General features: G+C 62.0%; 26 protein-coding genes. 4 read left to right on the top strand and 22 right to left on the bottom strand.

Translation table 11 applies throughout. From position 1 onward, the window contains the following. The first annotated feature begins 67 nt into the window (after nucleotides 1-67). The gene (gene mltF, locus I6L33_RS13595; RefSeq protein ID WP_216972692.1) at nucleotides 68-1,558 is read left to right on the top strand and encodes a membrane-bound lytic murein transglycosylase MltF; all 1,491 of its coding nucleotides are present in this window, start codon (nucleotides 68-70) and stop codon (nucleotides 1,556-1,558) included. A gap of 77 nt (nucleotides 1,559-1,635) precedes the next feature. On the opposite strand, the gene I6L33_RS22195 is transcribed toward mltF, so the two are convergent. The 21 genes from I6L33_RS22195 to trmJ form a co-directional block, all read right to left on the bottom strand. Continuing rightward, nucleotides 1,636-1,824, bottom strand: coding sequence for a hypothetical protein (locus I6L33_RS22195; protein ID WP_017780036.1), 189 nt, complete (start codon nucleotides 1,822-1,824; stop codon nucleotides 1,636-1,638). Nucleotides 1,825-1,914: 90 nt separating this feature from the next. Further along, entirely contained in the window at nucleotides 1,915-2,148 is a 234-nt protein-coding gene (locus tag I6L33_RS13590) for a zinc ribbon domain-containing protein (protein ID WP_017765904.1), read from the bottom strand. 107 nt (nucleotides 2,149-2,255) lie between these two features. Continuing rightward, nucleotides 2,256-3,755, bottom strand: a complete 1,500-nt coding sequence (gene der / locus I6L33_RS13585; protein WP_005299803.1) for a ribosome biogenesis GTPase Der — start codon at nucleotides 3,753-3,755, stop codon at nucleotides 2,256-2,258. 74 nt (nucleotides 3,756-3,829) lie between these two features. After that, nucleotides 3,830-5,014: an outer membrane protein assembly factor BamB gene (bamB, locus tag I6L33_RS13580; protein WP_010634288.1), complete on the bottom strand. Its 1,185-nt coding sequence runs from the start codon at nucleotides 5,012-5,014 to the stop codon at nucleotides 3,830-3,832. Next, entirely contained in the window at nucleotides 5,007-5,657 is a 651-nt protein-coding gene (locus tag I6L33_RS13575; RefSeq protein WP_010634289.1) for a tetratricopeptide repeat protein, read from the bottom strand. Before I6L33_RS13575 ends, bamB begins: the two co-directional genes overlap by 8 nt. A 3-nt stretch (nucleotides 5,658-5,660) precedes the next feature. Then, entirely contained in the window at nucleotides 5,661-6,938 is a 1,278-nt protein-coding gene (hisS, locus tag I6L33_RS13570) for a histidine--tRNA ligase (protein WP_201876914.1), read from the bottom strand. Nucleotides 6,939-7,076: 138 nt separating this feature from the next. Further along, the gene (gene ispG, locus I6L33_RS13565) at nucleotides 7,077-8,192 is read right to left on the bottom strand and encodes a flavodoxin-dependent (E)-4-hydroxy-3-methylbut-2-enyl-diphosphate synthase (protein ID WP_010634291.1); all 1,116 of its coding nucleotides are present in this window, start codon (nucleotides 8,190-8,192) and stop codon (nucleotides 7,077-7,079) included. 10 nt (nucleotides 8,193-8,202) lie between these two features. Continuing rightward, the gene (rodZ, locus tag I6L33_RS13560) at nucleotides 8,203-9,144 is read right to left on the bottom strand and encodes a cytoskeleton protein RodZ (protein ID WP_043170955.1); all 942 of its coding nucleotides are present in this window, start codon (nucleotides 9,142-9,144) and stop codon (nucleotides 8,203-8,205) included. Then, nucleotides 9,134-9,925, bottom strand: a complete 792-nt coding sequence (gene tapF, locus I6L33_RS13555) for a PilW family type IVa pilus biogenesis/stability lipoprotein TapF (protein WP_017765910.1) — start codon at nucleotides 9,923-9,925, stop codon at nucleotides 9,134-9,136. Before tapF ends, rodZ begins: the two co-directional genes overlap by 11 nt. 12 nt (nucleotides 9,926-9,937) lie before the next feature. Further along, a complete protein-coding gene (locus tag I6L33_RS13550; RefSeq protein ID WP_005299790.1) occupies nucleotides 9,938-11,041 on the bottom strand; it encodes a bifunctional tRNA (adenosine(37)-C2)-methyltransferase TrmG/ribosomal RNA large subunit methyltransferase RlmN in 1,104 nt (367 codons plus the stop codon). A 168-nt stretch (nucleotides 11,042-11,209) separates the two neighbouring features. Continuing rightward, complete coding sequence (gene ndk, locus I6L33_RS13545; RefSeq protein ID WP_005299787.1) at nucleotides 11,210-11,638, bottom strand: nucleoside-diphosphate kinase; 429 nt, start codon at nucleotides 11,636-11,638, stop codon at nucleotides 11,210-11,212. A gap of 272 nt (nucleotides 11,639-11,910) precedes the next feature. Further along, on the bottom strand, nucleotides 11,911-13,194 hold the full coding sequence (gene pepB / locus I6L33_RS13540) for an aminopeptidase PepB (RefSeq protein ID WP_010634294.1): 1,284 nt from the start codon (nucleotides 13,192-13,194) through the stop codon (nucleotides 11,911-11,913). After that, on the bottom strand, nucleotides 13,191-14,495 hold the full coding sequence (gene pepB / locus I6L33_RS13535; protein WP_216972691.1) for an aminopeptidase PepB: 1,305 nt from the start codon (nucleotides 14,493-14,495) through the stop codon (nucleotides 13,191-13,193). Before pepB (I6L33_RS13535) ends, pepB (I6L33_RS13540) begins: the two co-directional genes overlap by 4 nt. 157 nt (nucleotides 14,496-14,652) lie before the next feature. Continuing rightward, the gene (gene fdx / locus I6L33_RS13530) at nucleotides 14,653-14,991 is read right to left on the bottom strand and encodes an ISC system 2Fe-2S type ferredoxin (RefSeq protein ID WP_005299781.1); all 339 of its coding nucleotides are present in this window, start codon (nucleotides 14,989-14,991) and stop codon (nucleotides 14,653-14,655) included. A 1-nt stretch (nucleotide 14,992) separates the two neighbouring features. Further along, nucleotides 14,993-16,840: a Fe-S protein assembly chaperone HscA gene (gene hscA, locus I6L33_RS13525; RefSeq protein ID WP_216972690.1), complete on the bottom strand. Its 1,848-nt coding sequence runs from the start codon at nucleotides 16,838-16,840 to the stop codon at nucleotides 14,993-14,995. Between the two features lie 28 nt (nucleotides 16,841-16,868). Continuing rightward, complete coding sequence (gene hscB / locus I6L33_RS13520) at nucleotides 16,869-17,387, bottom strand: co-chaperone HscB (protein WP_201892101.1); 519 nt, start codon at nucleotides 17,385-17,387, stop codon at nucleotides 16,869-16,871. Between the two features lie 121 nt (nucleotides 17,388-17,508). Beyond that, entirely contained in the window at nucleotides 17,509-17,832 is a 324-nt protein-coding gene (gene iscA / locus I6L33_RS13515; protein WP_005299772.1) for an iron-sulfur cluster assembly protein IscA, read from the bottom strand. Between the two features lie 15 nt (nucleotides 17,833-17,847). After that, entirely contained in the window at nucleotides 17,848-18,231 is a 384-nt protein-coding gene (gene iscU / locus I6L33_RS13510) for a Fe-S cluster assembly scaffold IscU (RefSeq protein WP_005299770.1), read from the bottom strand. 54 nt (nucleotides 18,232-18,285) lie between these two features. Further along, the gene (locus I6L33_RS13505; RefSeq protein WP_005299763.1) at nucleotides 18,286-19,500 is read right to left on the bottom strand and encodes an IscS subfamily cysteine desulfurase; all 1,215 of its coding nucleotides are present in this window, start codon (nucleotides 19,498-19,500) and stop codon (nucleotides 18,286-18,288) included. A gap of 57 nt (nucleotides 19,501-19,557) precedes the next feature. Then, nucleotides 19,558-20,061, bottom strand: coding sequence for a Fe-S cluster assembly transcriptional regulator IscR (gene iscR / locus I6L33_RS13500; RefSeq protein WP_011705634.1), 504 nt, complete (start codon nucleotides 20,059-20,061; stop codon nucleotides 19,558-19,560). 93 nt (nucleotides 20,062-20,154) lie between these two features. Continuing rightward, nucleotides 20,155-20,883, bottom strand: coding sequence for a tRNA (cytosine(32)/uridine(32)-2'-O)-methyltransferase TrmJ (trmJ, locus tag I6L33_RS13495; RefSeq protein WP_017765915.1), 729 nt, complete (start codon nucleotides 20,881-20,883; stop codon nucleotides 20,155-20,157). Between the two features lie 180 nt (nucleotides 20,884-21,063). Here trmJ and I6L33_RS13490 point away from each other — a divergent pair, with 180 nt between their 5' ends. Further along, a complete protein-coding gene (locus I6L33_RS13490) occupies nucleotides 21,064-21,480 on the top strand; it encodes a hypothetical protein (protein WP_010634300.1) in 417 nt (138 codons plus the stop codon). Here I6L33_RS13490 and I6L33_RS13485 read toward each other — a convergent pair. Next, nucleotides 21,427-21,966, bottom strand: coding sequence for an SCP2 domain-containing protein (locus I6L33_RS13485; RefSeq protein ID WP_025201837.1), 540 nt, complete (start codon nucleotides 21,964-21,966; stop codon nucleotides 21,427-21,429). The two genes, I6L33_RS13490 and I6L33_RS13485, sit on opposite strands and share 54 nt — an antisense overlap. A 190-nt stretch (nucleotides 21,967-22,156) precedes the next feature. Here I6L33_RS13485 and I6L33_RS13480 point away from each other — a divergent pair, with 190 nt between their 5' ends. Then, nucleotides 22,157-23,152 carry a peptidase U32 family protein gene (locus tag I6L33_RS13480; RefSeq protein WP_005299752.1) on the top strand — a complete coding sequence of 332 codons (996 nt, stop codon included), beginning with the start codon at nucleotides 22,157-22,159 and terminating at the stop codon, nucleotides 23,150-23,152. 12 nt (nucleotides 23,153-23,164) lie between these two features. After that, a complete protein-coding gene (locus I6L33_RS13475) occupies nucleotides 23,165-24,037 on the top strand; it encodes a U32 family peptidase (protein ID WP_201988561.1) in 873 nt (290 codons plus the stop codon). Nucleotides 24,038-24,139: the final 102 nt, after the last annotated feature.

Genomic DNA, 24,139 nt, shown 5'->3' with positions numbered 1-24,139 from the left:
TTTTCTTGTTTTGCCAAGTGTGACTCGGTCCACACTCTCTGGTATAAAGGTGCCTCTTTTTTGACAAATGCCGATTTTTTCAACAAGGGTACTCACCTACTTGCGCTGCATTTTTCGACTGTTTATCGGGCTGATGTTGCTGCTGACCCTGGTCGGTTGCGACTTCTACACCCCCTCCAGCCAGCTGGAGCAGATCCGCCAGCGGGGCGAGATCCGGGTTGGCACCATCTACGGCCCCACCTCTTATTACCAGCGTGACGACACCGCCCAGGGGTTCGATTACGAGCTGGCGAGAAGCTATGCCGACTGGCTGGGGGTCAAGCTGACCATAGTGCCTGTCTACTCCACCGCCGAGCTGGTGGATCTGCTCAAGAAGGGCAAGCTCGATCTGGCCGCGGCCGCCATCGTCATCACCCCGGAGCGGCGCCAGCTGTTTCGCTTCGGCCCCGGCTTCTACCAGGTCTCGCCCAAGCTGGTCTATCGCAACGGCTCCCCCAAGCCCAGGGACATCGGCGATCTCAAGGGCAACATAGTGGTGCCTGCCGGTTCCACCGGGGAGGATCTGCTCAAGGAGCTGGCCAAGCAGCACCCCAACCTCAAGTGGAGCACCAACCGGGACGCCGACGTGGAGGAGCTGCTCAAGCAGGTGGCCGACGGCAAGATTGACTACACGGTAGTGCAGGATACCGTGCTGGCCCGTACCCAGCGCTACTACCCAGAGCTCACCGAGGGAATGACGCTCGCCAAGAACCAGACCGTGGCCTGGGCCATGACCAAGCTGCCGGACGACAGCCTCTACGCCAGCATCATCGACTTCTTCGGCCAACGCTTCATGGATGGAGCCATCGCCAAGCTCGACGAGAAGTACTTCGGCCACGTGCAGAATTTCGACTTCGTCGACACCCGCACCTTCCTGCAGCGGGCCAAGAGTCTGCTGCCCAAGTACCAGGATCTGTTCAAGACCCACGCCAACCTGGTGGACTGGCGCCTGCTGGCCGCCATCAGCTATCAGGAGTCCCACTGGGATCCGGAGGCCCGCTCCTACACAGGGGTGCGTGGCATGATGATGCTGACCGAGCCCACCGCCAAGGCGATGGGGGTCAACAACCGGCTGCACCCGGAGGAGAGCATCAAGGGGGGCGCCCGTTATCTCGAGCAGATGATGGCGAAGGTGCCCGCCTCGGTGCCCGATGACGAGAAGGTGTGGTTTGCCCTCACCGCCTACAACATCGGCTACGGCCACATGATGGATGCCCGCCGCCTGACCAAGGAGCTCGGCAAGAATCCGGACGCCTGGAGCGACGTGAAAGAGGTGCTGCCGCTGCTGCAGCAGTCGCGCTGGCACCGCAAGGTGCGCTACGGCTATGCCCGCGGCGGCGAGGCGCGCAACTACGTCAACAACGTGCGCCAGTACTACCAGAGCCTGCTCTGGCTCGACAACGAGCAGCAGAAGGCCCATCGCCGCGAAGAGCTGGATGAGGATGACAGCAGCGAGCCGACCAGTGCCGAACGTCCCACCGTCATCGCCGAGGTGGTCAAGCAGATCACCCTGCGCTGATCCCTGTTGACAGGTTTGTTTTTCGGGTGGTTTCTCTGTTACCATCCGACCACACCGGAGCCTATCCGAATCTGTTTTTATCGCGCTATTTCATCCACTTGCACTCGGATGACAGCACTTTCAGATAGGCTCCCATCATCACCCAAGGCCGGGATGGCCACCCCATGGGAGGAGACCAAGATGCGAGCTCGCAGAAGAACGACACTGGTCAAGAAGACAAGGTGCGGCTGGAGCCCCAGACGCAAGCTCAAGCTCAACGAGATCAAACGCAAGATATGGCGGCGAAACCGTTCCTTCACCTTGCTGATAGCAGAGCACACAGCATAAACCCGGCATTCGCCGGGTTTTTTATTGCCTCAATTCCCTGTCAGCGGGCTCACCTCGAAGAGCACCGCCCGCTTCGACACCAGGTTGTTGCAGTGGTTGCAGAAGTAATCCACCGCACCGCAGGCCTTGAGCCGCTCCAGCTCCTGCCGGCAGGTCGGGCAGAGCGCCCGGATCTGGTAACGGGCCTGGCACTGACCACAGGTGGTCTCGCGGCTGCGGCTGTCCAGCTCGCCCTGGCAGGCAGGGCAGACAAGTTGACTCATGGTTGGCTCCTTGCAAAGTGAATGTGCACTGGGCGACCCCACTGCACATTCCCCTCCCCTTCAAGACCACTAGAAAAACGGCTGCCGGTGAGGGCAGCCGCTGGGCCTTATTTCTTGGCTTTGGCCTTGAGCAGGCGCTTGCGCTGGCGCTCCTGGCTCAGGGTCAGGGTGTTCTTCTTGCCCTCGAACGGGTTGACCGACTCCTGGAACTCGACCCGAACCGGCGTCCCCATGATTTTCAACGACTTGCGGAAGTAGTTGATGAGGTAGCGCTTGTAGGAGTCCGGCAGATCGTTGAGCTGGTTGCCGTGGATCACGATGCGCGGCGGGTTGTAGCCACCGGCGTGGGCATACTTCAGCTTGACCCGGCGACCGTTCACCATGGGCGGCTGGTGGTCTTCCTGCGCCATCTGCATGATGCGGGTCAGCATGGCGGTGCTGGTACGGCGGGTGGCGGACTGGTAGGCCTCCTGGATGGATTCGAACAGGTGGCCGACGCCGCTGCCGTGCAGGGCGGAGATGAAGTGCACGCGGGCGAAGTCGATGAAGCCCAGACGACGATCAAGCTCGTTCTTGACGTCCTCTTTCACCTTCTGATCCAGACCATCCCACTTGTTCACCACCAGTACCACGGAGCGGCCGGTGTTGAGCACGAAACCGAGGATGCTGAGATCCTGATCGGTGATGGTCTCCTGGGCGTCGATCACCAGCAGGCAGACGTTGGCATCTTCAATCGCCTTGAGGGTCTTGATGACGGAGAACTTCTCCACCGTCTCGTGCACCTTGCCGCGACGACGCACGCCGGCGGTGTCGATGATGACGTACTTCTGCTCGTCGCGCTCCATCGGGATGTAGACGGAGTCGCGGGTGGTGCCCGGCATGTCATAGACGATGACCCGATCTTCACCCAGCATGCGGTTGGTCAGGGTCGACTTGCCGACGTTGGGGCGACCGACGATGGCGAACTTGATGGGCAGGTCGGCGAACGGGGTCTCCTTGGTGTCCTCCTTGGTGTCGAGTTCACCGGCCGCCACCATGCGCAGCAGGGCCTCTTCGTCGAAGTCTTCCTCTTCTTCATCCAGCTCAGCTTCTTCGCCGGCGGCTTCGACCAAGGTCTCCAGATGGGGGGCCAGCGCCAGCTCGAGCAGGCTCAATACGCCGCGACCGTGGGCGGCCGCCATCTGGTAGACCTCGCCCAGGGCCAGACCGTAGAACTCGGAGACGGCGGAGTCACCGTCGATACCGTCGGTCTTGTTGGCCACCAGAAACACCTTCTTGTGGGTCTTGCGCAGGTGCTCGGCGATGGCCTGATCCGCCGCGGTCAGACCGGCGCGGGCATCCACCATGAACAGCACCACATCGGCCTCTTCGATGGCCAGCAGGGACTGCTCGGCCATCTTCAGCTCGATCCCCTCTTCGGTGCCGTCGATACCACCGGTATCCACCACGATAAATTCCAGCTCGCCCAGCTTCGCCTGGCCATATTTGCGGTCCCGGGTCAGACCGGGGAAGTCGGCCACCAGGGCGTCCCGGGTACGGGTCAGGCGGTTAAACAGGGTGGATTTCCCCACGTTGGGGCGGCCCACCAGGGCTACTACAGGAGTCATAAAAGCCTCATTCTCAAGACGACAAAGGCTCCGGGTCCGAAGACCAGGAGCCGGATATTCACATTATCGGGCGATCAGGGACGCTTGACAGCGTACAGCTTGCCGCCACGGCTCTGCACATACAGGGTGTCACCGTCCACCAGGGGGGCGGCGTACAGACCACTGCTGTCGAGCTGCTGCATGGCCTTGATGGACCCGTCGGTCCGATCCAGCCAATACAGGTAACCTTCCACATCGCCGACCACCACATAGTCACCCATGATGACGGGGGCGGTCACGGTGCGGTTTTCCAGCTGGGTGTTGGACCACAGCTCGAGACCGTTGCGACGGTCGACCGCAAACAGATGGCTGCGGCTGTCGGTCAGCACGATGGCATTGCCGGTCACCGCCATGTCGCGGTAGCCGGAATACTTGCGCTTCCACACTTCGTCGCCGCTCATCAGCTTGCGCGCCATCAACTGGCCATTATACGCGATGGCATAGAGCTCATCGCCGGCGATGAGCGGCGTGGCATCCACGTCCACCATGCGGTCGAGCTCGGTGGCGCCGCGCGGGTCGGCCACCTTGGACTGGCGCACCGGCTGGCCGTTGCTCAGCAGGGCGATGCCCACCTTGCCATCGGCGCGGCCGTACAGCACGGCGCCGTTGGTGATGATGGGGGCTCCGGCGCTGCGCAGGGTCAGCGGCGGCTGCTCTTCCGCCAGGGTCCACTGCAGCTTGCCCTCGTCGGTATCGAGCGCCACCAGGCGACCCGAAGTGGTCAGTACCACCACCCGGCCATCCTCGACGGCGGGGCTCGCCACCACTTCACCCGGTACCGTGGTCTGCCACAGCACTTCCCCGTTCTCTTCGTTCAGGGCGTAGACCACCCCGTTCTCGGAGCCCAGGAACAGCTTGCCGTAGCGGGAGACCAGGCCACCGGAGAGGCGGGCGCTGCGCTTGTCGGCGTTGATTGGCAGATCCGCCAGATCGACGCTCCACAGCTCCTTGCCGCTTTCGCGGTCAAAGGCGGTGACATCACCGTCGCGGGCCGCCGCATAGATGCGCTCCTCTTCCACCACCGGCTTGAGCTGGGAGTAGAAGTCACCGATGCCGTCACCCACCGAGGAGGACCAGGCAGTATCGGCGGTGAACGCGGACTCGACCTTGGGCAGCGGAGCCATGGGGTTGAGATCCTCTTCCGAACTGAACAGGGAGCAACCCTGCAGGGCGAAGGAGACCGCAGCCCCCAACGCCACCATCTTGAACAGATTACGCATCCGGAGCCTCACCCGTGGTCACCGCTGGCAACGCCAGATCGTCCATCTTCAGCTTGAGCTCGGCGCTGCTCTGCAGACCGCCGGCATCGGCCGCCGCCTGATAGGCATCGCGAGCCTCTTCGCTCTTGCCCTGCTTTTGCAGGATGTCGCCGCGCACTTCGGCCACCTGGGCCTTGAAGGCGTCGTTGTTGATCTTGCCAAGCTGGGCCAGCGCTTCGTCGGCCTTACCCTGATCGTTCAGCACCCGGGCCAGACGCAGGGCAGCGATGGGACGAATGCTCTCGTCACCGCTGGTAGCCACCTGGGTCAGCTGCTCGGCAGCCAGATCCAGCTTGTCCGCCTTGACCGCGGCCGCCGCCAGTTGCAGCGCCGCCAGCTCGGCGTAGGAGTCGCCCTTGTGGGCGCTGATGAAGCTTTGTGCCTGCTCGAAGCCGGCCGCGTCACCCTTGGCCAGCTGGGCGCTCATCTCGTTGTAAGCCTGGGAGGCGGCTTCCTGGGTGGTCTGCTGATGCTCGTTGTAGTAGCGCCAGCCAAAGAGTCCAACCAGACCGATAACAGTTCCTGCGATCACCGAGGTTCCGTTCTCTTTCCACCAGTTCTTGATGACCTCAACCTGTTGTTCTTCGGTGGTATAAACTTCCACAGCTTACTCTCCTTTCGCTGCCAGCAGGGCAATGGCGGCGTCGACCGTGACGGTCTGTTGCTCGGCCTGGCCACGCAGATATTTGATGGTGATCTCCCCGTTTTGCACCTCGGTCTCGCCAAGGATCAGGGCAATGGCCGCGCCGCTCTTGTCGGCACGCTTGAGTTGTTTCTTGAAGTTGCCGCCGCCGCAGTGGCTCATCAGGCGAAGATCCGGCAGCGCATCGCGCAGCCGCTCGGCCAGCTGGAAACCGGCCTGTTCAGTACCCTCACCTACCATGCAGAGATAGACATCCACCGCCGGGCGGATGTCGGCATTGAGTTCGAGGGTTTCCAGCATCAGCACCAGACGCTCCATGCCCATGGCAAAGCCCACCGCCGGGGTCGGCTGACCGCCCAGTTGCTCCACCAGGCCGTCGTAGCGGCCACCGGCACAGACGGTGCCCTGGGCACCCAGGCTGTTGGTGACCCACTCGAACACGGTGAGGTTGTAGTAGTCGAGGCCGCGTACCAGACGCTCGTTCACCTCGTACTTGATGCCGGCAGACTCGAGCAGGCGCTTGAGCCCCTCGAAGTGGGCCAGGCTCTCTTCGCCCAGGTGATCAAACAGACGCGGCGCGCCCACCAGGATGGCCTGTACCTTCTCGTCCTTGGAGTCGAGCACCCGCAGCGGGTTGCTGTACATGCGGCGCTGGCTCTCTTCGTCCAGCTCGCTCTTGTACTGCTCCAGGTAGGCGACCAGCGCATCGCGATAGGCGGCACGCTCGGCACTCTGACCCAGGGTGTTGAGCTGCAGGGTGACGTGATCCTGGATGCCGAACAGGCGCCACAGGCGATGGGTCAGCATGATGAGCTCGGCATCGATGTCCGGCCCGTTGATGCCAAACAGCTCGACCCCGAACTGGTGGAACTGGCGATAACGGCCCTTCTGGGGGCGCTCGTGACGGAACATGGGGCCCATGTACCACATCCGGCGTTCCTGGTTGTAAAGCAGACCGTGCTCGATACCGGCACGCACGCAGCTGGCGGTCCCTTCCGGACGCAGGCTCAGGCTGTCGCCGTTGCGGTCTTCAAAGGTGTACATCTCTTTTTCGACCACGTCGGTCACTTCACCGATGGCGCGCTTGAACAGATGGGTCTGCTCGACAATTGGCATGCGCACTTCGCTGTAGCCATAGCTGGCCACGACCTGGCGCAGGATCTGTTCTACTTTCTGCCATACCGGGCTCTGCTCCGGCAGGCAATCATTCATACCGCGAATAGCTTGGATCTGTTTTGCCACGTTGATACTCGAGAAAAAGAGGTAAAATTTGGCCGCATTATAGGGATTTTCGACCCCGAGGTAAAATCAGGGTGTTCCAATGCGGGATGTAAAATCAGCAACCTAAAGACAGGGCCACCCTGAGTGGCCCTTGGTTGCTCAACCCTCGTCCACCTGGATCTGGTTGGCCGGATCCAGCATGGCGGCCCGGGCGCGAATGCGGCGCTCCAGGGTCGGGATGAGATCCTTGTTGTCGAGCCGGTCCACCCGCTGACCACCCTCGTAGAAGGCGCTCTTGTTGGCCGCCCCGGCAAGGCCCAGATCGGAGACCAGCGCCTCCCCCGGACCGTTCACTACGCAGCCGATGATGGAGACATCCATCGGAGTGATGATGTCTTCGAGCCGCTCTTCCAGCGCATTGACGGTGCCGATGACGTCGAACTCCTGGCGGGAGCAGGAGGGACAGGCGATGAAGTTGATGCCGCGGGAACGGATGCGCAGGGACTTGAGGATATCGAAGCCCACCTTGATCTCTTCCACCGGATCGGCCGCCAGCGAGATGCGCAGGGTGTCACCGATGCCTTCACTCAGCAGCATGCCAAGACCGATGGCAGACTTCACCGCGCCGGCGCGAAAACCGCCCGCCTCTGTGATGCCCAGATGCAGCGGCTGTTCGATCTGCTTGGCCAGCAGGCGATAGGCGCCGACCGCCAGGAAGACGTCGGAGGCCTTGACGCTCACCTTGAAGTTGTCGAAGTTCAGGCGATCCAGGTAATCCACGTGGCGCATGGCTGACTCGAGCAGCGCCTCGGGGGTGGGTTCGCCATATTTTTCCTGGATGTCCCGCTCCAGCGAGCCGCCGTTGACGCCGATGCGGATCGGGATGTTGTAGTGGCGGGCACAGTCCACCACGGCGCGCACCCGCTCCTCGTTGCCGATGTTGCCCGGGTTGATGCGCAGGCAATCGGCGCCGTATTCGGCCACTTTGAGGGCGATGCGGTAGTCGAAGTGGATGTCGGCCACGATGGGGATGCGGGTCTGCTGCTTGATGAGCTTGAACGCTTCCGCCGCCTCCATGGTGGGGACGGAGACCCGGACGATGTCGGCACCGACCCGCTCGATCCGCTGGATCTGCTCGACGGTGGCGGCCACGTCCGTGGTCTTGGTGTTGGTCATGGTCTGTACCGTGATGGGGGCATCGCCCCCGACCGGTACGTTGCCGACCATGATCTGCCTGGATTTACGACGAATGATGGGAGATTCGTGAGCGGACATGGCGGACAGATTACTCCTGCGGCAGTGAGAGGCGAGCAGTCCGGCCGTTGTTGTAACGGCTCATGTCGATGGACTTGCCCTTGTATTCGATATTGATGGCCATGGGCGCACCAATGATGAATTTGAGCGGCTCGGGTCCTTCCAGTACCAGTTCGTCATTGGCCTTCTTGAGGCCGCTGAACAGGGTCTTGCCATTGGCATCCTTGACGTCCAGCCAGCAGTCGGCGGTGAAGCTCATCTTGAGCTGGGGCACCTTGGCAGGCTCGCTCGCGGCGGTGTCGTCAGCCGGTTGCGTGGCGGCAGCGGCAGAGGTCTCGGCAGTGGTGGTCGCCACGGCGCTGCTGGCATCCGCCGGCAGAGTGGTCGCAGCGGCATCGCTCACCACGGGGGTTACGGCAGCGTCTGCGGCGGCGGAAGCGGCAGGAGCCAGTACCGGCTCGGCAACATCGACGGCCGGAGTGGCGCTCGGAGTATTGGTGTTGCGGGCTGCGCCCATTTCGGTCGCGGCCAGGGCCTCGTCACCGGCGGAGCGACGCGCCGTGCTCTGCCACCACCAGACGACGGAGAGGGCGATCAGCACCAGGATCACCAGCCAGGTGACAACCTTGAGGCGGCTGTCGTTGGCCTGCTGACGGGAGCGGCGGGAGAAGCTCTGCATGTCGATGTTGTCGGGCGGCGTCAGGCCCAGCTTGTCATAAGCGGCGAGGATGGTCTCTTCCGGAATACCGACCAGCTTGGCATAGGTACGCAGATAGCCGCGGATGAAGGTATGGGAGGTATGTTTGTCATACGTATCCGATTCGATCGCGGCAATCAGGGTCAGACGAAGGTGAATGCGGGACGCAACCTGTTCTCGCGTCCAACCGAGCTGTTCACGGGCGTTGCGCAGCAGCTGGCCTGGGCCAACTGCCTGGGAGTCGTCTTGGAAATCGTGTGGCTGTTCAGTAGTCATTGGCTAAGTAACGCTTGGCTTGTTGCGAAGTGGGATATTGCCTTACCAGCTCAGTCCCGAATTGGTGAAGTAGTGCCGGTTTGTCCATGGCCTGCGCCAGCCGCAATCTCAACCAGAGACTGTTCTCGTTCTCGTCCGATACATCGGCAAAACGGGCGAGATAGGCCTGCACATCAGGCAGCTTGCCATCTTTCATGGAAAGCTCCGCCATGTCCAGCAATAACCTTGGATTGCGGGGATTATACCCCAAGGCCAAGCGATAGTACTCGCTTGCTTTATCATTTCTGCGATTTTGCGCGGCGCAAAGTGCCGCGTTTTCATAGGTATCGGCGATCTTGATGTAGTTCGGCTGGCTGACGGCCTGCAGGAAGGCTTTCTCCGCCTCGTCGAAACGACCGCGATTGCAAAGGAAGGCGCCATAGTTGTTCATCGCGTCAGCATTGGACGGATCCACGGCAAGGGCTTTCTGGTAACTGGCTTCGGCTGCCTTGTAATCTTGCACCTGCTGGTAGAAGTAGGCAAAACCGATGTAAACCTGAGGATTGGCGGCGTCGTACTGGAGGGCGCGATCAAGGTTGAACTTGGCCTGCTCGGCGTTGCCCTGCTGCAGATACTGGATGCCCAAATCCAGACGGGTCTGGGCTGCCGCCTTGAGGTCGGGACCGACCTCACGCTGGGTGGAATTCTGGCCAGCGTAAGTGGTCTCGGTAACACAGCCTGGCAGCGCACAGAGCGCTGCCACTACGATCAATGTACGTGTATCCATTCCCTGACTATACAATGGCTTAGCAAGTTAAACCATTTTGACGGAAATCCCATCCTGTTGCATCCGATTTTTCATGGTGCGCTTGGTGCGATCGATCACCTCCCCCACCAGCTGGCCGCAGGCCGCATCAATGTCGTCACCACGGGTCTTGCGGACGATGACGGTGAAGCCGTACTCCATCAGCACCTTGGAGAAACGGTCGATGCGACTGTTGCTCGGCTTGCCGTAGGGGTTGCCCGGGAAGGGGTTGAACGGGATCAGGTTGATCTTGCTCGGGGTGTCCTTGAGCACCTTGGCCAGCTCGTGGGCATGTTGCATGTCGTCATTGATGTGATCGAGCAGCACATACTCCACCGTGACCCGGCCGCCGTTGGCGTTGGACTTGCCGAGGTAGCGACGCACACCGGCCAGGAAGGCTTCGATGTTGTACTTGTCGTTGATCGGCATGATCTCGGAGCGAAGCTTGTCGTTGGGGGCGTGCAGGGAGATGGCCAGCGCCACGTCGATCTGGTCGCCCAGCATGTCCAGTGCCGGCACCACGCCGGAGGTGGAGATGGTGACCCGGCGCTTGGAGATGCCGTAGCCGTAGTCATCCATCATCAGGCGCATGGCCGGTACCACGTTGGCGAGGTTGAGCAGCGGCTCGCCCATGCCCATCATCACCACGTTGGTGATGGGACGCTTGCCGCCGACGATCTTGGCGGCACGCCACACCTGACCGATGATCTCGGAGACTTTCAGGTTGCGGTTGAAGCCCTGCTGGGCGGTGGAGCAGAACTTGCACTCCAGGGCGCAGCCCACCTGGGAAGAGACACACAGGGTCGCCCGATCGTCCTCGGGGATGTAGACGGTCTCCACCTCCTGGCCGCCAACCTGCAGCGCCCACTTGATGGTGCCGTCGGAGGAGCGCTGTTCGCGGCTCACTTCCGGCGCCCGGATCTCGGCGATCTCCTTGAGACGCTCGCGCAGCACCTTGTTGACGTTGTTCATCTGATCGAAATCATCACAACCAAAGTGATAAATCCACTTCATTACCTGATCTGCCCGGAACGGCTTCTCGCCCAGTTCGACGAAGAAGGCACGCATGGCATCCCGATCGAGATCCAGCAGGTTGGTTTTTGTTTCGCTCATCAAGGGCCTCAGCTCACACACTTCATAAATTATCGGCTGACCTACGTCAGGGGGCGGCATTGTACAAATTATGGGTCCGGCTTTCCACCTGGAGAATAAGGGGATATTGACCGAATGACCAAAAAACAAAAGGGAGCCGAGGCTCCCTTGAGATTCTGCTGACGAAAATCAACCGCGCGGGCAGATCTCTGCGTCAGAGAAGAAGTAGGCGATTTCACGAGCGGCAGAGGCCGGCGCATCGGAACCGTGCACGGCGTTGCGATCGATGCTCTCGGCGTAGCAGGCGCGCAGGGTGCCGGCCAGGGCTTCTTTCGGGTTGGTGGCGCCCATGATTTCACGGTGACGACGGATGGCTTCTTCGCCTTCCAGCACCTGGATCATGACGGGGCCGGAGGTCATGAAGCTGACCAGACCGTCATAGAAAGGCTTGCCCTGGTGCTCGGCGTAGAAACCGGCGGCTTGTTCGCTGCTCATGTGCAGCATCTTGGCAGCGATGACTTTCAGGCCAGCGCTCTCGAAACGGTTGTAGATGGCACCGATCAGGTTCTTGCTGACGGCGTCCGGCTTGATGATGGAGAAGGTACGTTCGATGGCCATTGAGATCTTTCCTTAACTACAGAGATTTATTGTTAGAATCCATGTTCGGCGGCGATTATACGTAAACAAAAACCGAAATAACACACAGAAAAGCAACTTTTTATTAAACAATTCCATCCCTAAAACAACATCACCACTCATCTTGGCCCAGGCCGGCAGGAAAAAATGTGCGCTTGCGCACGATCACCATGCTAACCCCCTGAAACATTGGCTATTGCCCATCTTCTGCAGCATGGGAAAGGGCACCCTCAGGTGCCCTTGATGTGGTCCTCTCAGCGGGTCTCCGCCAGCAGGGTGTGGGCGATGGTGCGCATCCCCAGGGTATTGGCCCCGGGCGCCCACAGATTGTCGCCGTTGTCGCTGAAGCAGGCAGCGAGATCCACGTGCAACCAGCCTCGCCCTTCATTGCCCACGAAGCGGGAGAGGAAGCCGGCCGCATTGGAGGCGCCGCCCGGGCCACCACCCGGCACGGGGCGGCTGTTGGCGGTGTCGGCATAGTGGGACGGACACTGCTGGCTGTGCCAGGGCTCCAGCGGCAGCGGCCAGGCAGGCTCCTGCTCCGCATCCGCATAGGCCATCGCGCGGCTCACCAGCCCCTTGTCGAGGCCAAACAGCGCGTTGTAGCGTCCGCCCAGCGCCATCACCGCCGCCCCGGTCAAGGTGGCGGCGTCGATGACCAGCGGCGCGCCCGACTCCCCGGCCAGTTGCAGACCGTCGGCCAGCACCAGGCGCCCCTCGGCGTCGGTGTTGACTATCTCCACCGTGGTGCCGTTCTTGTAGGTGAGGATGTCACCCAGCTTGTAGGCGTGACCCGAGACCAGGTTCTCGGCGCAGCAGAGGATAAGCTTCACCCGCTTGTCGAGGCCGCGCAGGATGGCCAGCGCCAGCGCGCCGGTGACGATGGCGGCGCCGCCCATGTCGTGCTTCATGGTGAGCATGCCCTGGGAGGTCTTCATGGAGTAGCCGCCGGAGTCGAAGGTGATCCCCTTGCCCACCAGGGCCGCGGCCACCGGTGCCTTGGGATCCCGGCCTGGGTTGAAGTCCAGCTCCAGCATCACGGGCTCGCGCTCGCTGCCACGACCGACCTGGTAGAGACCGACCCAGCCCGCCTGTTGCAGCGCCTCCCCTTTGAGGATGCGATGGCTGATCTTGTCGGGGGCCAGTTCGGTGAGGAAGGCGGCGGCTTCGACCGCCAGCTCCAGCGGTCCCAGCTGCTCGGGGGTAGCATTGGTCATCTCTCGCACCCAGCGCCCGCACAGCCAGCGCGCTTCCAGCTCCTCCCTGTCCTCTTCGGACGAGGTAGCCCACTGCAGCGCCACCTCCGCCTTGGGGGTCTGCAGCCCCTGGGCAAAGGCCCACTGCTGCTCGCGCTCCCAGTGACCGGCCAGCACCACCTGCTGGATCCCCTGGCTGCACAGGCGCCGCGCCGCCTGCTGGATGTCCAGCAAGGGGGTAGCAGTCACCAGATGGATCACCATGCCATCAGCGCGGTGAGAGAGCAGCGCCCCCTCCCCCCACTCGGCCGGCGCAAATTCTCGGCTCAACCAGACGTTCATGCGCCCACCTCCTGCAACCAGCGGGCAATCGTGCGCAGACCGTGGCCCTTGGCCCCGGTCGCCCACAGATCGTTGCCCGACTTCTGATAGGAAGCGGCCAAGTCCAGGTGCACCCAGCCCTTGCCTTCATCACGCACGAAGCGCGACAGGAAGGCGGCTGCCGTGGTGGCGCCAGCGGTGCCTTCGGCAGAGGCCACGTTGCCCAGCTCGGCAAAGGCGGAGGTGAGCTGGCCCGCGTGCCAGGGCTCCAGCGGCAGCGCCCAGGCCTGCTCGTTTTCGGCTTTGGCGGCCGCCAGCGCGCGCGCCTGCTCGGCCTCATCGAGGGCAAACACGGCGTTGTAGTCGCGACCCAGCGCAGTCTTGGCGGCGCCAGTCAGGGTAGCGGCGTCGAGGATGTAGGCTGCCCCGCTTTCGCTGGCGGCCAGCAGGCCATCGGCCAGCACCAGACGGCCTTCCGCGTCGGTGTTCTGGATCTCGACCGAGATGCCGTTGCGATAGGTGAGGATGTCGCCGAGCTTGAAGGCGTGGCCGGAGACCAGGTTCTCGGCGCAGCAGAGGATCAGCTTGACCCGTTTGTCGAGGCCACGGCTGATGGCCAGCGCCAGCGCGCCGGTCACCATGGCGGCGCCACCCATGTCGGATTTCATCGGCAGCATGTTGTCGGAGGACTTCATGGAGTAGCCACCGGAATCGAAGGTGATCCCCTTGCCCACCAGGGCCGCCAGCACGGGAGCATTGGCATCCCCGGTCGGGTTGTAGTCGAGCTCGAGCAGCACCGGCTCGCGCTCGCTGCCACGGCCCACCGACCAGATCCCGATGTGACCGGCCTCCTGCAGCGCCTCCCCGGCGGTAATGCGGGCGGTCACCTTGTCACCGGCGAGGCTGCGAATGAGCAACAGGGCGGACTCCGCCAGGCTCATGGGATAGATCTCCTGCGGGCAGCCGTTGGTCACCTCGCGCACCCAGCGGGCCGCCTTGAGCAGGGCTTCCAGCTCACTAGCCTCCTGCGCTGACTGCTCACCAAAGTCGAGCTCGCGCACGCCCTTGGCGGCATAAAAGCCCTGGGCGAAGGCGTAGCGACGCTCCCGATCCCAGCCCTCACCCACCAGCTTGACGCGCTTGATGCCGCTCGACTCGAGGCGTCTGGCAGCGCGCTGGATGGCGCGCAGCGCCTCCTTCTCCTGGCCGCCGCTGCCCAGATGGAGATTGGCTTCGTCGCCATTGAAACTGAGCAGGGCACCCTCGCCCCAGTGGGCGGCAGCAGCCTGGGAAGACAACCGTACGTTCATCATGTCAGCCATGTTCTCTTGCTTCCTTTTTATTGGCACTTTCATCAACGAATAAGGAGATCGCGGGCACAAAAAAGGCCGCGCCCTCAAGGGTCACGGCCTTCACCATATCATTACTGCACCACGAGATGCTGCACGCGCAATTCACTCATGTGTAATTAAGGGGTCATCAGTGGCGCTCAGACGCCAGATTCAGGGTGTACTTGGGCAGTTCCACCACCAGATCCTCGTCCGCCAGTCTGGCCTGGCAGCTGAGACGGGATTCCGGCTCCAGTCCCCACGCCTTGTCCAGCATGTCGTCTTCCAGCTCGTCGCTCGGCTCGAGGGAGTCGAATCCTTCCCGGACCACACAGTGGCAGGTGGTGCAGGCGCAGGACTTCTCGCAAGCGTGTTCGATCTCGATGCCGTTGCGCAGCGCGATGTCCAGAATGGTTTCACCGGTCGCGCCTTCGAGGGCCGCGCCGTCCGGACAGAGCTCGGGATGGGGCAGAATAATCAGTTTTGGCATATTACACCTTGTTGACGTTTTGTCCGGTCAGCACCTTGCGGATGGAGGCATCCATCCGGCGGGCTGCAAATTCGCCACTGGCAGCATCCGCCGCCTCGATGGCCTCTTTGATCTGGTTGGTGGTACCCGTGCTGCGCATGGTCAGCAGATGATTGATCGCGGCATCCAGCTCGGCCCGCTCGGCGGCGCTCAACAGCGCTTCGCCATCGGCGGCCAGCGCGGCGTTGAGGCTCTCGACCACCCGGTCGGCCTCGACCTGCTGCTCCGCCAGCATGCGGGCGTCCATGTCCTGCTGGGCATTGGCGATGGAGGCGTTCAGCATGTTGAGGATGTCGTCCTCCCCTAGCCCGTAGGAGGGCTTGACCTGGATCTCGGCCTGTACGCCGGAGGATTTCTCCATGGCGCTGACCGACAGCAGACCGTCCGCATCCACCTGGAAGGTGACGCGAATGTGGGCCGCGCCGGCCGCCATGGGCGGAATGCCGGTCAGGGTGAAGCGGGCCAAGGATCGGCAATCAGCCACCAGCTCGCGTTCGCCCTGCACCACGTGGATCGCCATCGCGGTCTGGCCATCCTTGAAGGTGGTGAACTCCTGGGCGCGGGCCACCGGAATGGTGGTGTTGCGCGGGATCACCTTCTCGGCGAGGCCGCCCATGGTCTCAAGACCCAGAGAGAGCGGAATGACGTCCAGCAGCAGCATCTCGGCATCGGGCTTGTTGCCCACCAGGATGTCGGCCTGGATGGCGGCACCGATGGCCACCACCTTGTCGGGGTCGATGCTGGTCAGTGGCATGCGCTGGAAGAACTCCCCCACCAGCTCGCGCACCAGCGGCACCCGGGTGGAGCCGCCAACCATCACCACCTCCAGCACCTCTTCCTGTTCGAGACCCGCATCGCGCAGGGCGCGGCGACAGGCCAGCAGGGTGCGCTTGACCAGCGGCTGGATCAGCTCGTCAAACTGGCTGCGGGTGACGGAGCCCTGCCAGCCGGCAAAGGCGCAGGCAACGGCATCGGCATCGGTGAGGCCGTGCTTGACGGCGGCGGCGGCGTCCAGCAGCTCGCGCTGGGTACGGGCATCGAGCTGACCGGACAACCCAGCTTGCTCTTTGAGCCAGTCCGCCAGCAGGTGATCGAAATCATCGCCGCCGAGGGCCGAGTCGCCGCCGGTGGCCATCACCTCAAACACCCCGCGATGCAGACGCAGAATGGAGATGTCGAAGGTACCGCCACCCAGGTCGTAGACGGCGATCACCCCTTCCTGACCGGAGTCGAGGCCATAGGCGATGGCGGCGGCGGTCGGTTCATTGAGCAGGCGCAGCACGTGCAGACCGGCCAGTCTGGCCGCATCCTTGGTGCCCTGGCGCTGGGCGTCGTCGAAATAGGCGGGCACTGTGATCACCACACCGTCGAGATCGCCACCCAGGGCGGCGGCGCCCCGCTCGGCCAGTTTTTTCAGGATCTCAGCCGAGACCTGCACCGGGTTGACCAACCCCTGACGGGTCTGCAGCTGCGGCATGCCGTTGTCGGCCGCCACGAACTCGTAGGGCTGCTGGCGGGTATCGATGTCGGCCAGCGCCTTGCCCATCATCCGCTTGGCGGAGACGATGGTGTTGTGCGGGTCGAGGGCGGCCTCGCGCTTGGCATCGAAGCCGACCCGGATGGTGTCGGCCTGGTAATGCACGACGGAGGGCAGCAGATCACGCCCCTGCTCGTCACAGAGGGTGTCGGCCTGACCGCTGCGCACGGCGGCGACCAGCGAGTTGGTGGTGCCAAGGTCGATGCCGACGGCACGCTTGTGCTGATGAGGTGCGGCGCTCTGGCCGGGCTCGGCGATTTGCAGTAATGCCATGGGTAATCAAACTTCCAGCGTTAAAGGATCAAGACTCGAACAGGGAGTCTTCGAATCGTTCCAGCTCCTCGAGGAGCTTGTCGACAAACTTGAGCTTGCGAACACAGTCAGCGGCCTTCGGATCATCGCAGGTGGCGAGGCTCAGGGTCAGCTGCTGCATCAACTGCTGGTGATCATGCCTGATCTCCTGGCGAAAATCCTTGATGGCCCGCTCAGGGTCGGCTTCGCCTTTCAGATCGGCCAGCCGCTCGCGCCACTCCAGTTGCTGCATCAGGAAAGCGGGATCTTGCAGCGTCTGCTGTTCGCCGCGGATATCGGTACCACGCAGGGAGAGCAGGTACTCGGCTCGGCGCAGAGGCGCCTTGAGGGTAGTGAAGGCATCGTTGATCTGGGCGGCACGTTGCACCGCGGCCAGCTGTTCCCGCTCGGGAGCCGTGGCAAAACGATCGGGATGGAACTGGGTTTGCAACTGACGGTAGGTATCCGCCAACTGACGGGTATCGAGCTCGAAGCCTTCCACCAGCCCAAACAGCTCGAAATGATTCATGCAGACCTCTTAGACCCTGATGCGACCGCCGTCCTGCTCGCCCTCGGCAAACGGGACGGCGTGGTTGAACTGGCCGTGGCCGGCCGGTTCAACACATGCGCAATCAGGTGTAGCAAACATCTCAGACACTGAAGCTTTCGCCGCAACCACATTCGCCCTTGGCGTTGGGGTTGTTGAACTGGAAGCCCTCGTTGAGGCCCTCCTTGACGAAGTCCAGCTGGGTACCATCCAGGTGGATCAGGCTCTTGGCATCGACGATGATCTTGACGCCGTCCTGCTCGAATACCTGATCTTCATCCGCCAGCTCGTCGACAAATTCGAGCACGTAGGCAAGACCGGAACAGCCAGTGGTCTTGACGCCGAGGCGCAGGCCGATGCCCTTGCCCCGGTTGGCCAGAAAAGAGGAAACCCGTGCCGCTGCGGCATCTGTCATGGTAATGGCCATACTGCGCTCCTGACCTTAGAGACCTTTCTTCTGCTTGTAATCGGCGATGGCGGCCTTGATGGCATCCTCGGCCAGAATGGAGCAGTGGATCTTCACCGGCGGCAGCGCCAGCTCTTCGGCGATGTCGGTGTTCTTGATGCCGGCTGCTTCGTCCAGGGTCTTGCCCTTGACCCACTCGGTCACCAGAGAGCTGGAGGCGATGGCAGAGCCACAACCATAGGTCTTGAACTTGGCATCTTCGATGATGCCGTCGTCGCTGATCTTCAGCTGCAGCTTCATCACGTCACCACAGGCCGGCGCACCGACCATGCCGGTAGCGATGCTGGGATCGTTCTTGTCGAAGCCGCCTACGTTACGTGGATTCTCGTAGTGGTCGATTACTTTTTCACTGTAAGCCATATCTAACTCCTGCTAATTCCGTTGTTCACCAAACACTTGCTCTTTTGGCAAGGATCAGTGATGAGCCCATTCGACCGTGTTCAGATCGACGCCGTCCTTGTACATCTCCCACAGGGGAGACATCTCGCGCAGACGACCGATGGAGTCACGGATAAGCTTGATTGCGTAATCAATCTCTTCTTCGGTGGTGAAGCGACCCATGCTGAAACGGATGGAGCTGTGCGCCAGCTCGTCGTTCAGGCCCAGGGCGCGCAGCACGTAGGAGGGCTCCAGGCTGGCCGAGGTACAGGCAGAACCGGAAGAGACCGCCAGATCCTTGAGCGCCATGATCAGGGATTCCCCTTCCACATAGGCGAAGCTGACGTTGAGGTTGCCCGGTACACGCTGTTCCAGGTCACCGTTGATGTAGACCTCTTCGATATCCTTGATGCCGTCCCACAGACGCTGACGCAGGGCCATGATGCGTTGACCTTCGCTCACCATCTCTTCTTTGGCGATACGGAAGGCTTCGCCCATGCCGACGATCTGGTGGGTCGGCAGGGTGCCGGAACGCATGCCGCGCTCGTGGCCGCCACCGTGCATCTGGGCTTCCAGGCGCACACGCGGCTTGCGGCGCACGTAGAGAGCACCAATGCCTTTCGGGCCATATACCTTGTGAGCAGACATGGAGAGCAGGTCAACCTTGAGCGCTTCCACGTCCACCGGAATTTTACCCACGCTCTGTACTGCATCCACGTGCAGCAGGATCTTGCGGGAGCGACACAGCTCGCCGATGGCGGCGATGTTCTGCACCACGCCGATCTCGTTGTTGACGTGCATGATGCTGACCAGGATGGTGTCATCACGCAATGCGCCTTCGATCTGCTCCAGAGTGAACAGGCCGTTGGGCATCGGCTCGAGGTAGGTCACCTCATAGCCTTCGCGCTCCAGCTGGCGGCAGGTATCCAGTACCGCCTTGTGCTCGGTCTTGGAGGTAACGATGTGCTTGCCCTTGCCGGCGTAGAAGTGGGCGACGCCCTTGATGGCCAGGTTGTTGGACTCGGTGGCGCCGGAGGTGAAGACGATCTCGCGCGGGTCGGCACCGATCAGCTCTGCCACTTGATTACGGGCCAGGTCGACCGCCTCTTCGGCTTGCCAGCCGAAACGGTGGGAACGGGAAGCTGGATTGCCGAACAGGCCATCCATGGTGAGACACTGCATCATTTTTTCTGCGACACGCGGGTCCACCGGACAGGTTGCCGAATAATCAAGGTAAATAGGCAGTTTCATGTTTTTCTCCGTTACAGCCTGGGTCACACATCGACCGGCTGTGGAAAGCACGTTTGTTTATAGTTGGACTTTCAAGCTCACATCGCCGCGTTCTGCCCGATCAACCAGGGACAACACGGTTTTCATCTGTTCGTCTTGCTTGCCGGCAATACGGCGCACATCCGCCTGATCAACCAGCTCGGCCAGGGTGATATCCCCCAGGAAGCTGGAGATCCGCTCGCTCAGGTCACGCCACAAGGAGTGAGTAAGACACTGGGTGCCGCCGTGGCAGCCGCCCTTGCCGAGGCACTTGGTGGCATCCACCGATTCATCCACCGCGGTGATCACCTGACCGACCGAGATGGCATTCGGGGCCAGACCGAGGCGATAGCCGCCACCGGGGCCACGCACGCTGCTTACCAGGCCATGCTTGCGCAGCCGGGCAAACAGTTGCTCCAGATAGGACAAGGAGATGCCCTGGCGCTCTGAAATATCAGCCAGGGGCACAGGCCCCTGCTCTGCATGCAACGCCACGTCGAGCATGGCAGTCACAGCGTAACGTCCTTTTGAGGTCAGTCTCATATGCCTTACCGTCTTGCGAACCAATCAATATGGGCATATGGTCACATACCCGACTAAATCAGTCAAGTATATGGTTGAGTAATTCAGTCGGGTTTAATCCTGCGGCCTGGGTTTTTGCACCGAGGTCAGAATGCCGCGCAGAATGTTGAGTTCCACCGCCTCCGGACGTGCCCGGTTGAACAGGCGACGCAACTTGTTCATCACCTGCCCCGGGTGGTCATCGGTGATGAAGCCGGTCTTGAGCAGCGTCTGTTCCAGATGCTGATAAAAACCTTCCAGTTGATCGGCACTGGGATACTCCACTGCCATCCCGCTGTCGCCTGCTTGCTCTTGCTGCTGCAGCCAGTGCATGCGCACCTCATAACAGAGGGTCTGCACCGCCATGGCCAGATTGAGGGAGCTGTACTCGGGATTGGCCGGGATGGCCACGTGGTAGTGGCACTTTTGCAGCTCGTCGTTGGTGAGGCCGGTACGTTCACGGCCAAACACCAGCGCCACCGGATGCTGCATCCCCTCGGCCACCAGCTTCTCGCCCGCTTCGCGGGGATCCAGCATGGGCCAGCTCAGGGTGCGGGAACGGGCACTGGTACCGATCACCAGGCCGCAGTCGGCGATGGCTTCATCCAGCGTCGCCACAACACGGGCATTGGCCAGGATGTCGCTGGCACCGGCAGCCAATGCATTGGCATTGCCATCAGGCAGGGCTTGCGGATCAACCAGCACCATCTGACTCAAGCCCATGGTCTTCATGGCGCGTGCCGCAGACCCCATGTTGCCGGTGTGAGAGGTGTTTACCAACACGATACGAATCTGATCCAACATGCCCAGTCAATCTTCAGTCAAAAATGGCGCGCAATTGTAACATAGCCAATCGCTATTTTGGCACCGTAAATGGCGCTCCATTTCACAACTATTGCGCCGGTTTGTAGAACAAAGCGGCATGAGGCGGGCATAAGGGCAGGCTAAACTTGGAGGATGGGAAGGTGAAAGAGAGGAGACCACATGTGTCCGCGCTGGCTTTATGAGAAGCTGCCGGCCTGCTATCTGCTGGCAGCCATCGGCATCATCGCGCTCAGCCACTCCCCGCTGCTCTGGCTGGCGGGAGGCCTGCTGTTTGTCGCCGGGGCCGCCAGCTGGATGATGCGCTCCAGCTATCGGCGCACCGACCTGGTCATCTTCCCAAACAAGGTCTGGCTGCAGCCGGAGTGGCTCTACGAGGCCCAACCTTTCCTCTGGCTGGTGCTGGGTCTGCTGTTGTCACGCCAGCAAGGCGCCGGAGCCCTGCTGGCGCTGCTGCCCTGCCTCTGGGCCCTGCGCTGCCTGTGGGCCCGCAACCACTATCGCCATCATGCCGAGGGGCTCGCCTCACAGCTGAGACGCCACCCCACCCGCCGGCGCAGAATGCGCCTCTTGCGCTGAGCTGGCCCTGGCCTGCTCGATAAAAGTGGCGAGATCCATCAGCGGATAGCGCACCAGGCTCGGCAACCCGTCCAGATCCAGGCTGTCCATCAGGTTTTTCACCTCCAGTCCCAGCTCGGTATTGCCTTCTATTTTCAGCTTGCGCTGGAAGAAGAGAGAATCGGGGTCTTCCTTGCGACCGGCGATCAAGATGAGATCGTTGCTGCTGCCGCTGAAGCAGACATCTGCCTGTTCACAGTGACGGGCCACCACCAGCTTGCCCTCCTGTTCGCTGATGAACCAGCAGAGCTCGAGATCCGATACCTCGACCTTGAGCCACTTGCCGGCCAGAAATGCAAAGTCGCCATCGGCGATGGCCTCCTTGAAGACGCTGGCCAGCAGGCGCTCCATCAAATGCTGTTGCAGGGCAAAGGGCACCAGCTTGAGGGGATGGCGCAAGAAGCGGGGGGCCTGTTCGACCAGGCGATGCTGCAGTTGTTTGAACACGATGAACTCCCAGTTTTTTGCGCATTCAAACACAGGGTCGGCGCCATGATCCTGTTGGAAATCAAACTTGTGCCCACTTACCTCAAGAAGGGTAAAGCCACACAAAGCTGCCTCAGGTCAAAAAGTGGAAGGACGCCGGTGAATACAATCGGGCCACTTTTTTGCATTTTTGCCCTCTCGGAGCGTACCGATGGAATTACTCTGTCCGGCAGGCAGTCTGCCGGCACTGAAAACAGCCGTGGATAATGGGGCCGATGCCGTCTATATCGGCTTCAAGGATGACACCAACGCCCGCCATTTCGCCGGGCTCAACTTCACCGACAGCAAGCTGGAGAAAGCGGTCGACTACGTGCATCAACATGGCCGCAAGCTGCACATAGCCATCAACACCTTCGCCCACCCGGGCTCCGATGCCCGCTGGCAGCAGGCGGTGGACAAGGGCGCCGCACTGGGAGCCGATGCCCTGATCATCGCCGATCTCGCCGTGCTCGATTATGCCAGCCGCCGCTACCCGGATCTGGAGCTGCACGTCTCGGTGCAGGCCAGCGCCACCAACGCCGCCGCCATCCGCTTCTACCAGCAGCACTTCAACGTCGGACGAGTGGTATTGCCCCGCGTGCTCTCCATGCACCAGGTGAAACAGCTGGCCCGCGAGACCGACGTCGGCCTCGAAGTCTTCGCCTTCGGCAGCCTCTGCATCATGGCGGAGGGGCGCTGCTACCTCTCCTCCTACATGACCGGCGAGAGCCCCAACACCGTCGGTGCCTGTTCACCGGCCAAGTTCGTGCGCTGGGAAGAGACCCCAAGCGGCCTCGAGTCTCGCCTCAACGAGGTGCTGATCGACCGTTACGGCCCGGGGGAGAACGCCGGCTACCCGACCCTGTGCAAGGGGCGCTTCGAGGTGGACGGTCAGACCTACCACGCGCTGGAGGAGCCCACCAGCCTCAACACCCTGGGCCTGTTGCCCGAGCTGTTCCAGACCGGCATCCAGTCGGTCAAGATCGAGGGGCGTCAACGCAGCCCCGCCTACGTGGAGCAGGTAACCCGGGTCTGGCGCGCCGCCATCGATGCCTATCAGGCCAACCCAGAGGCCTATCGGGTCAAGGCCGAGTGGGATGCCCAGCTCGCCCGCGTCTCCGAGGGAAGCCAGACCACCCTCGGCGCCTATCATCGCCAGTGGCAATAAGGAGCCCTGTTCATGAAATTCTCTCTCGGCCCCCTGCTCTTCTACTGGCCCAAGGCCGACACCCAGGCCTTCTATCAGGCGGTCGCCCAAAGCCAGGCCGACATCGTCTATCTGGGGGAAACCGTCTGCAGCAAGCGCCGCGAACTGAAAGCGGATGACTGGATTGCCCTCGCCCGTCAGGTGGCGGGCTCCGGCAAGCAGGCGGTGCTCTCCACCCTGGCGCTCATCTCCGCCCCCTCCGAGCTCAAGGAGGTGAAGCGGCTGGTCGACAACGGCGAGCTGATGATCGAGGCCAACGATCTGGGCGCGGTCCAGCTCGCCAGCGAGGCCGGGCTGCCGTTCGTCTGCGGCCCCGCCATCAACGCCTACAACGCCGACGTGCTGCGCATGCTGCTCAAACAGGGGATGCAGCGCTGGGTGATGCCGGTGGAGCTGTCGCGCGACTGGCTGGTGCAGCTCAATCAGGATCTCGGCAGCGCCCGTCAGCAGTTCGAGGTGGAGGTGTTCGCCTACGGCCACCTGCCGCTTGCCTACTCGGCGCGCTGCTTCACCGCCCGCTCCCTCGATCGGCCCAAGGACAACTGTGAACTGGCCTGCATCGACTACCCCACCGGCCGGCTCGCCAGCAGTCGCGAGGGGCAGAAGGTGTTCAACCTCAACGGCATCCAGACCCAGTCCGGTTACTGCTACAACTTGGGCAACGATCTGGCCGGCATGGAGGGTTTGGTGGATGTGGTACGGCTCTCCCCCGAGGGGTTGGATACCCTGACGATGCTGGATCGCTTCAAGGCCAACGAACGGGGTCAGGCCCCCCTGCCCCTGCAGCAGGAGCGGGACTGCAACGGCTACTGGCGCCAGATCCCCGGCATGATGCTGGCGCAGTAATTGCGCCCTTACTGGCGGGCGGGCACGGTGGTCACTGGCCGATTCCGATTCCGATTCCGATTCCGATTCCGATTCCGATGCCGATTCCGATGCCGATTCCGA

This window comes from Aeromonas sp. FDAARGOS 1403 (genome assembly GCF_019047325.1).
In the GTDB taxonomy this organism is placed as follows: domain Bacteria; phylum Pseudomonadota; class Gammaproteobacteria; order Enterobacterales; family Aeromonadaceae; genus Aeromonas; species Aeromonas dhakensis.
Note: the sequence above shows the minus strand (reverse complement) of the source record. Positions and strands in the feature narration are given on the sequence as shown.

Excerpts from the sequence above, each read along its gene's own strand:
- hscA (WP_216972690.1), bottom strand. The coding sequence starts at position 16,840 with ATGGCATTACTGCAAATCGCCGAGCCCGGCCAGAGCGCCGCACCTCAT.
- iscR (WP_011705634.1), bottom strand. The coding sequence starts at position 20,061 with ATGAGACTGACCTCAAAAGGACGTTACGCTGTGACTGCCATGCTCGAC.
- iscA (WP_005299772.1), bottom strand. The coding sequence starts at position 17,832 with ATGGCCATTACCATGACAGATGCCGCAGCGGCACGGGTTTCCTCTTTT.
- rodZ (WP_043170955.1), bottom strand. The coding sequence starts at position 9,144 with ATGACTACTGAACAGCCACACGATTTCCAAGACGACTCCCAGGCAGTT.
- der (WP_005299803.1), bottom strand. The coding sequence starts at position 3,755 with ATGACTCCTGTAGTAGCCCTGGTGGGCCGCCCCAACGTGGGGAAATCC.
- I6L33_RS13505 (WP_005299763.1), bottom strand. The coding sequence starts at position 19,500 with ATGAAACTGCCTATTTACCTTGATTATTCGGCAACCTGTCCGGTGGAC.
- fdx (WP_005299781.1), bottom strand. The coding sequence starts at position 14,991 with ATGCCAAAACTGATTATTCTGCCCCATCCCGAGCTCTGTCCGGACGGC.
- I6L33_RS13590 (WP_017765904.1), bottom strand. The coding sequence starts at position 2,148 with ATGAGTCAACTTGTCTGCCCTGCCTGCCAGGGCGAGCTGGACAGCCGC.
- I6L33_RS13550 (WP_005299790.1), bottom strand. The coding sequence starts at position 11,041 with ATGAGCGAAACAAAAACCAACCTGCTGGATCTCGATCGGGATGCCATG.
- ndk (WP_005299787.1), bottom strand. The coding sequence starts at position 11,638 with ATGGCCATCGAACGTACCTTCTCCATCATCAAGCCGGACGCCGTCAGC.
- I6L33_RS13490 (WP_010634300.1), top strand. The coding sequence starts at position 21,064 with ATGTGTCCGCGCTGGCTTTATGAGAAGCTGCCGGCCTGCTATCTGCTG.
- I6L33_RS13480 (WP_005299752.1), top strand. The coding sequence starts at position 22,157 with ATGGAATTACTCTGTCCGGCAGGCAGTCTGCCGGCACTGAAAACAGCC.
- I6L33_RS13475 (WP_201988561.1), top strand. The coding sequence starts at position 23,165 with ATGAAATTCTCTCTCGGCCCCCTGCTCTTCTACTGGCCCAAGGCCGAC.
- trmJ (WP_017765915.1), bottom strand. The coding sequence starts at position 20,883 with ATGTTGGATCAGATTCGTATCGTGTTGGTAAACACCTCTCACACCGGC.
- pepB (WP_010634294.1), bottom strand. The coding sequence starts at position 13,194 with ATGAACGTCTGGTTGAGCCGAGAATTTGCGCCGGCCGAGTGGGGGGAG.
- hscB (WP_201892101.1), bottom strand. The coding sequence starts at position 17,387 with ATGAATCATTTCGAGCTGTTTGGGCTGGTGGAAGGCTTCGAGCTCGAT.
- pepB (WP_216972691.1), bottom strand. The coding sequence starts at position 14,495 with ATGGCTGACATGATGAACGTACGGTTGTCTTCCCAGGCTGCTGCCGCC.
- iscU (WP_005299770.1), bottom strand. The coding sequence starts at position 18,231 with ATGGCTTACAGTGAAAAAGTAATCGACCACTACGAGAATCCACGTAAC.
- mltF (WP_216972692.1), top strand. The coding sequence starts at position 68 with ATGCCGATTTTTTCAACAAGGGTACTCACCTACTTGCGCTGCATTTTT.
- ispG (WP_010634291.1), bottom strand. The coding sequence starts at position 8,192 with ATGTCCGCTCACGAATCTCCCATCATTCGTCGTAAATCCAGGCAGATC.
- bamB (WP_010634288.1), bottom strand. The coding sequence starts at position 5,014 with ATGCGTAATCTGTTCAAGATGGTGGCGTTGGGGGCTGCGGTCTCCTTC.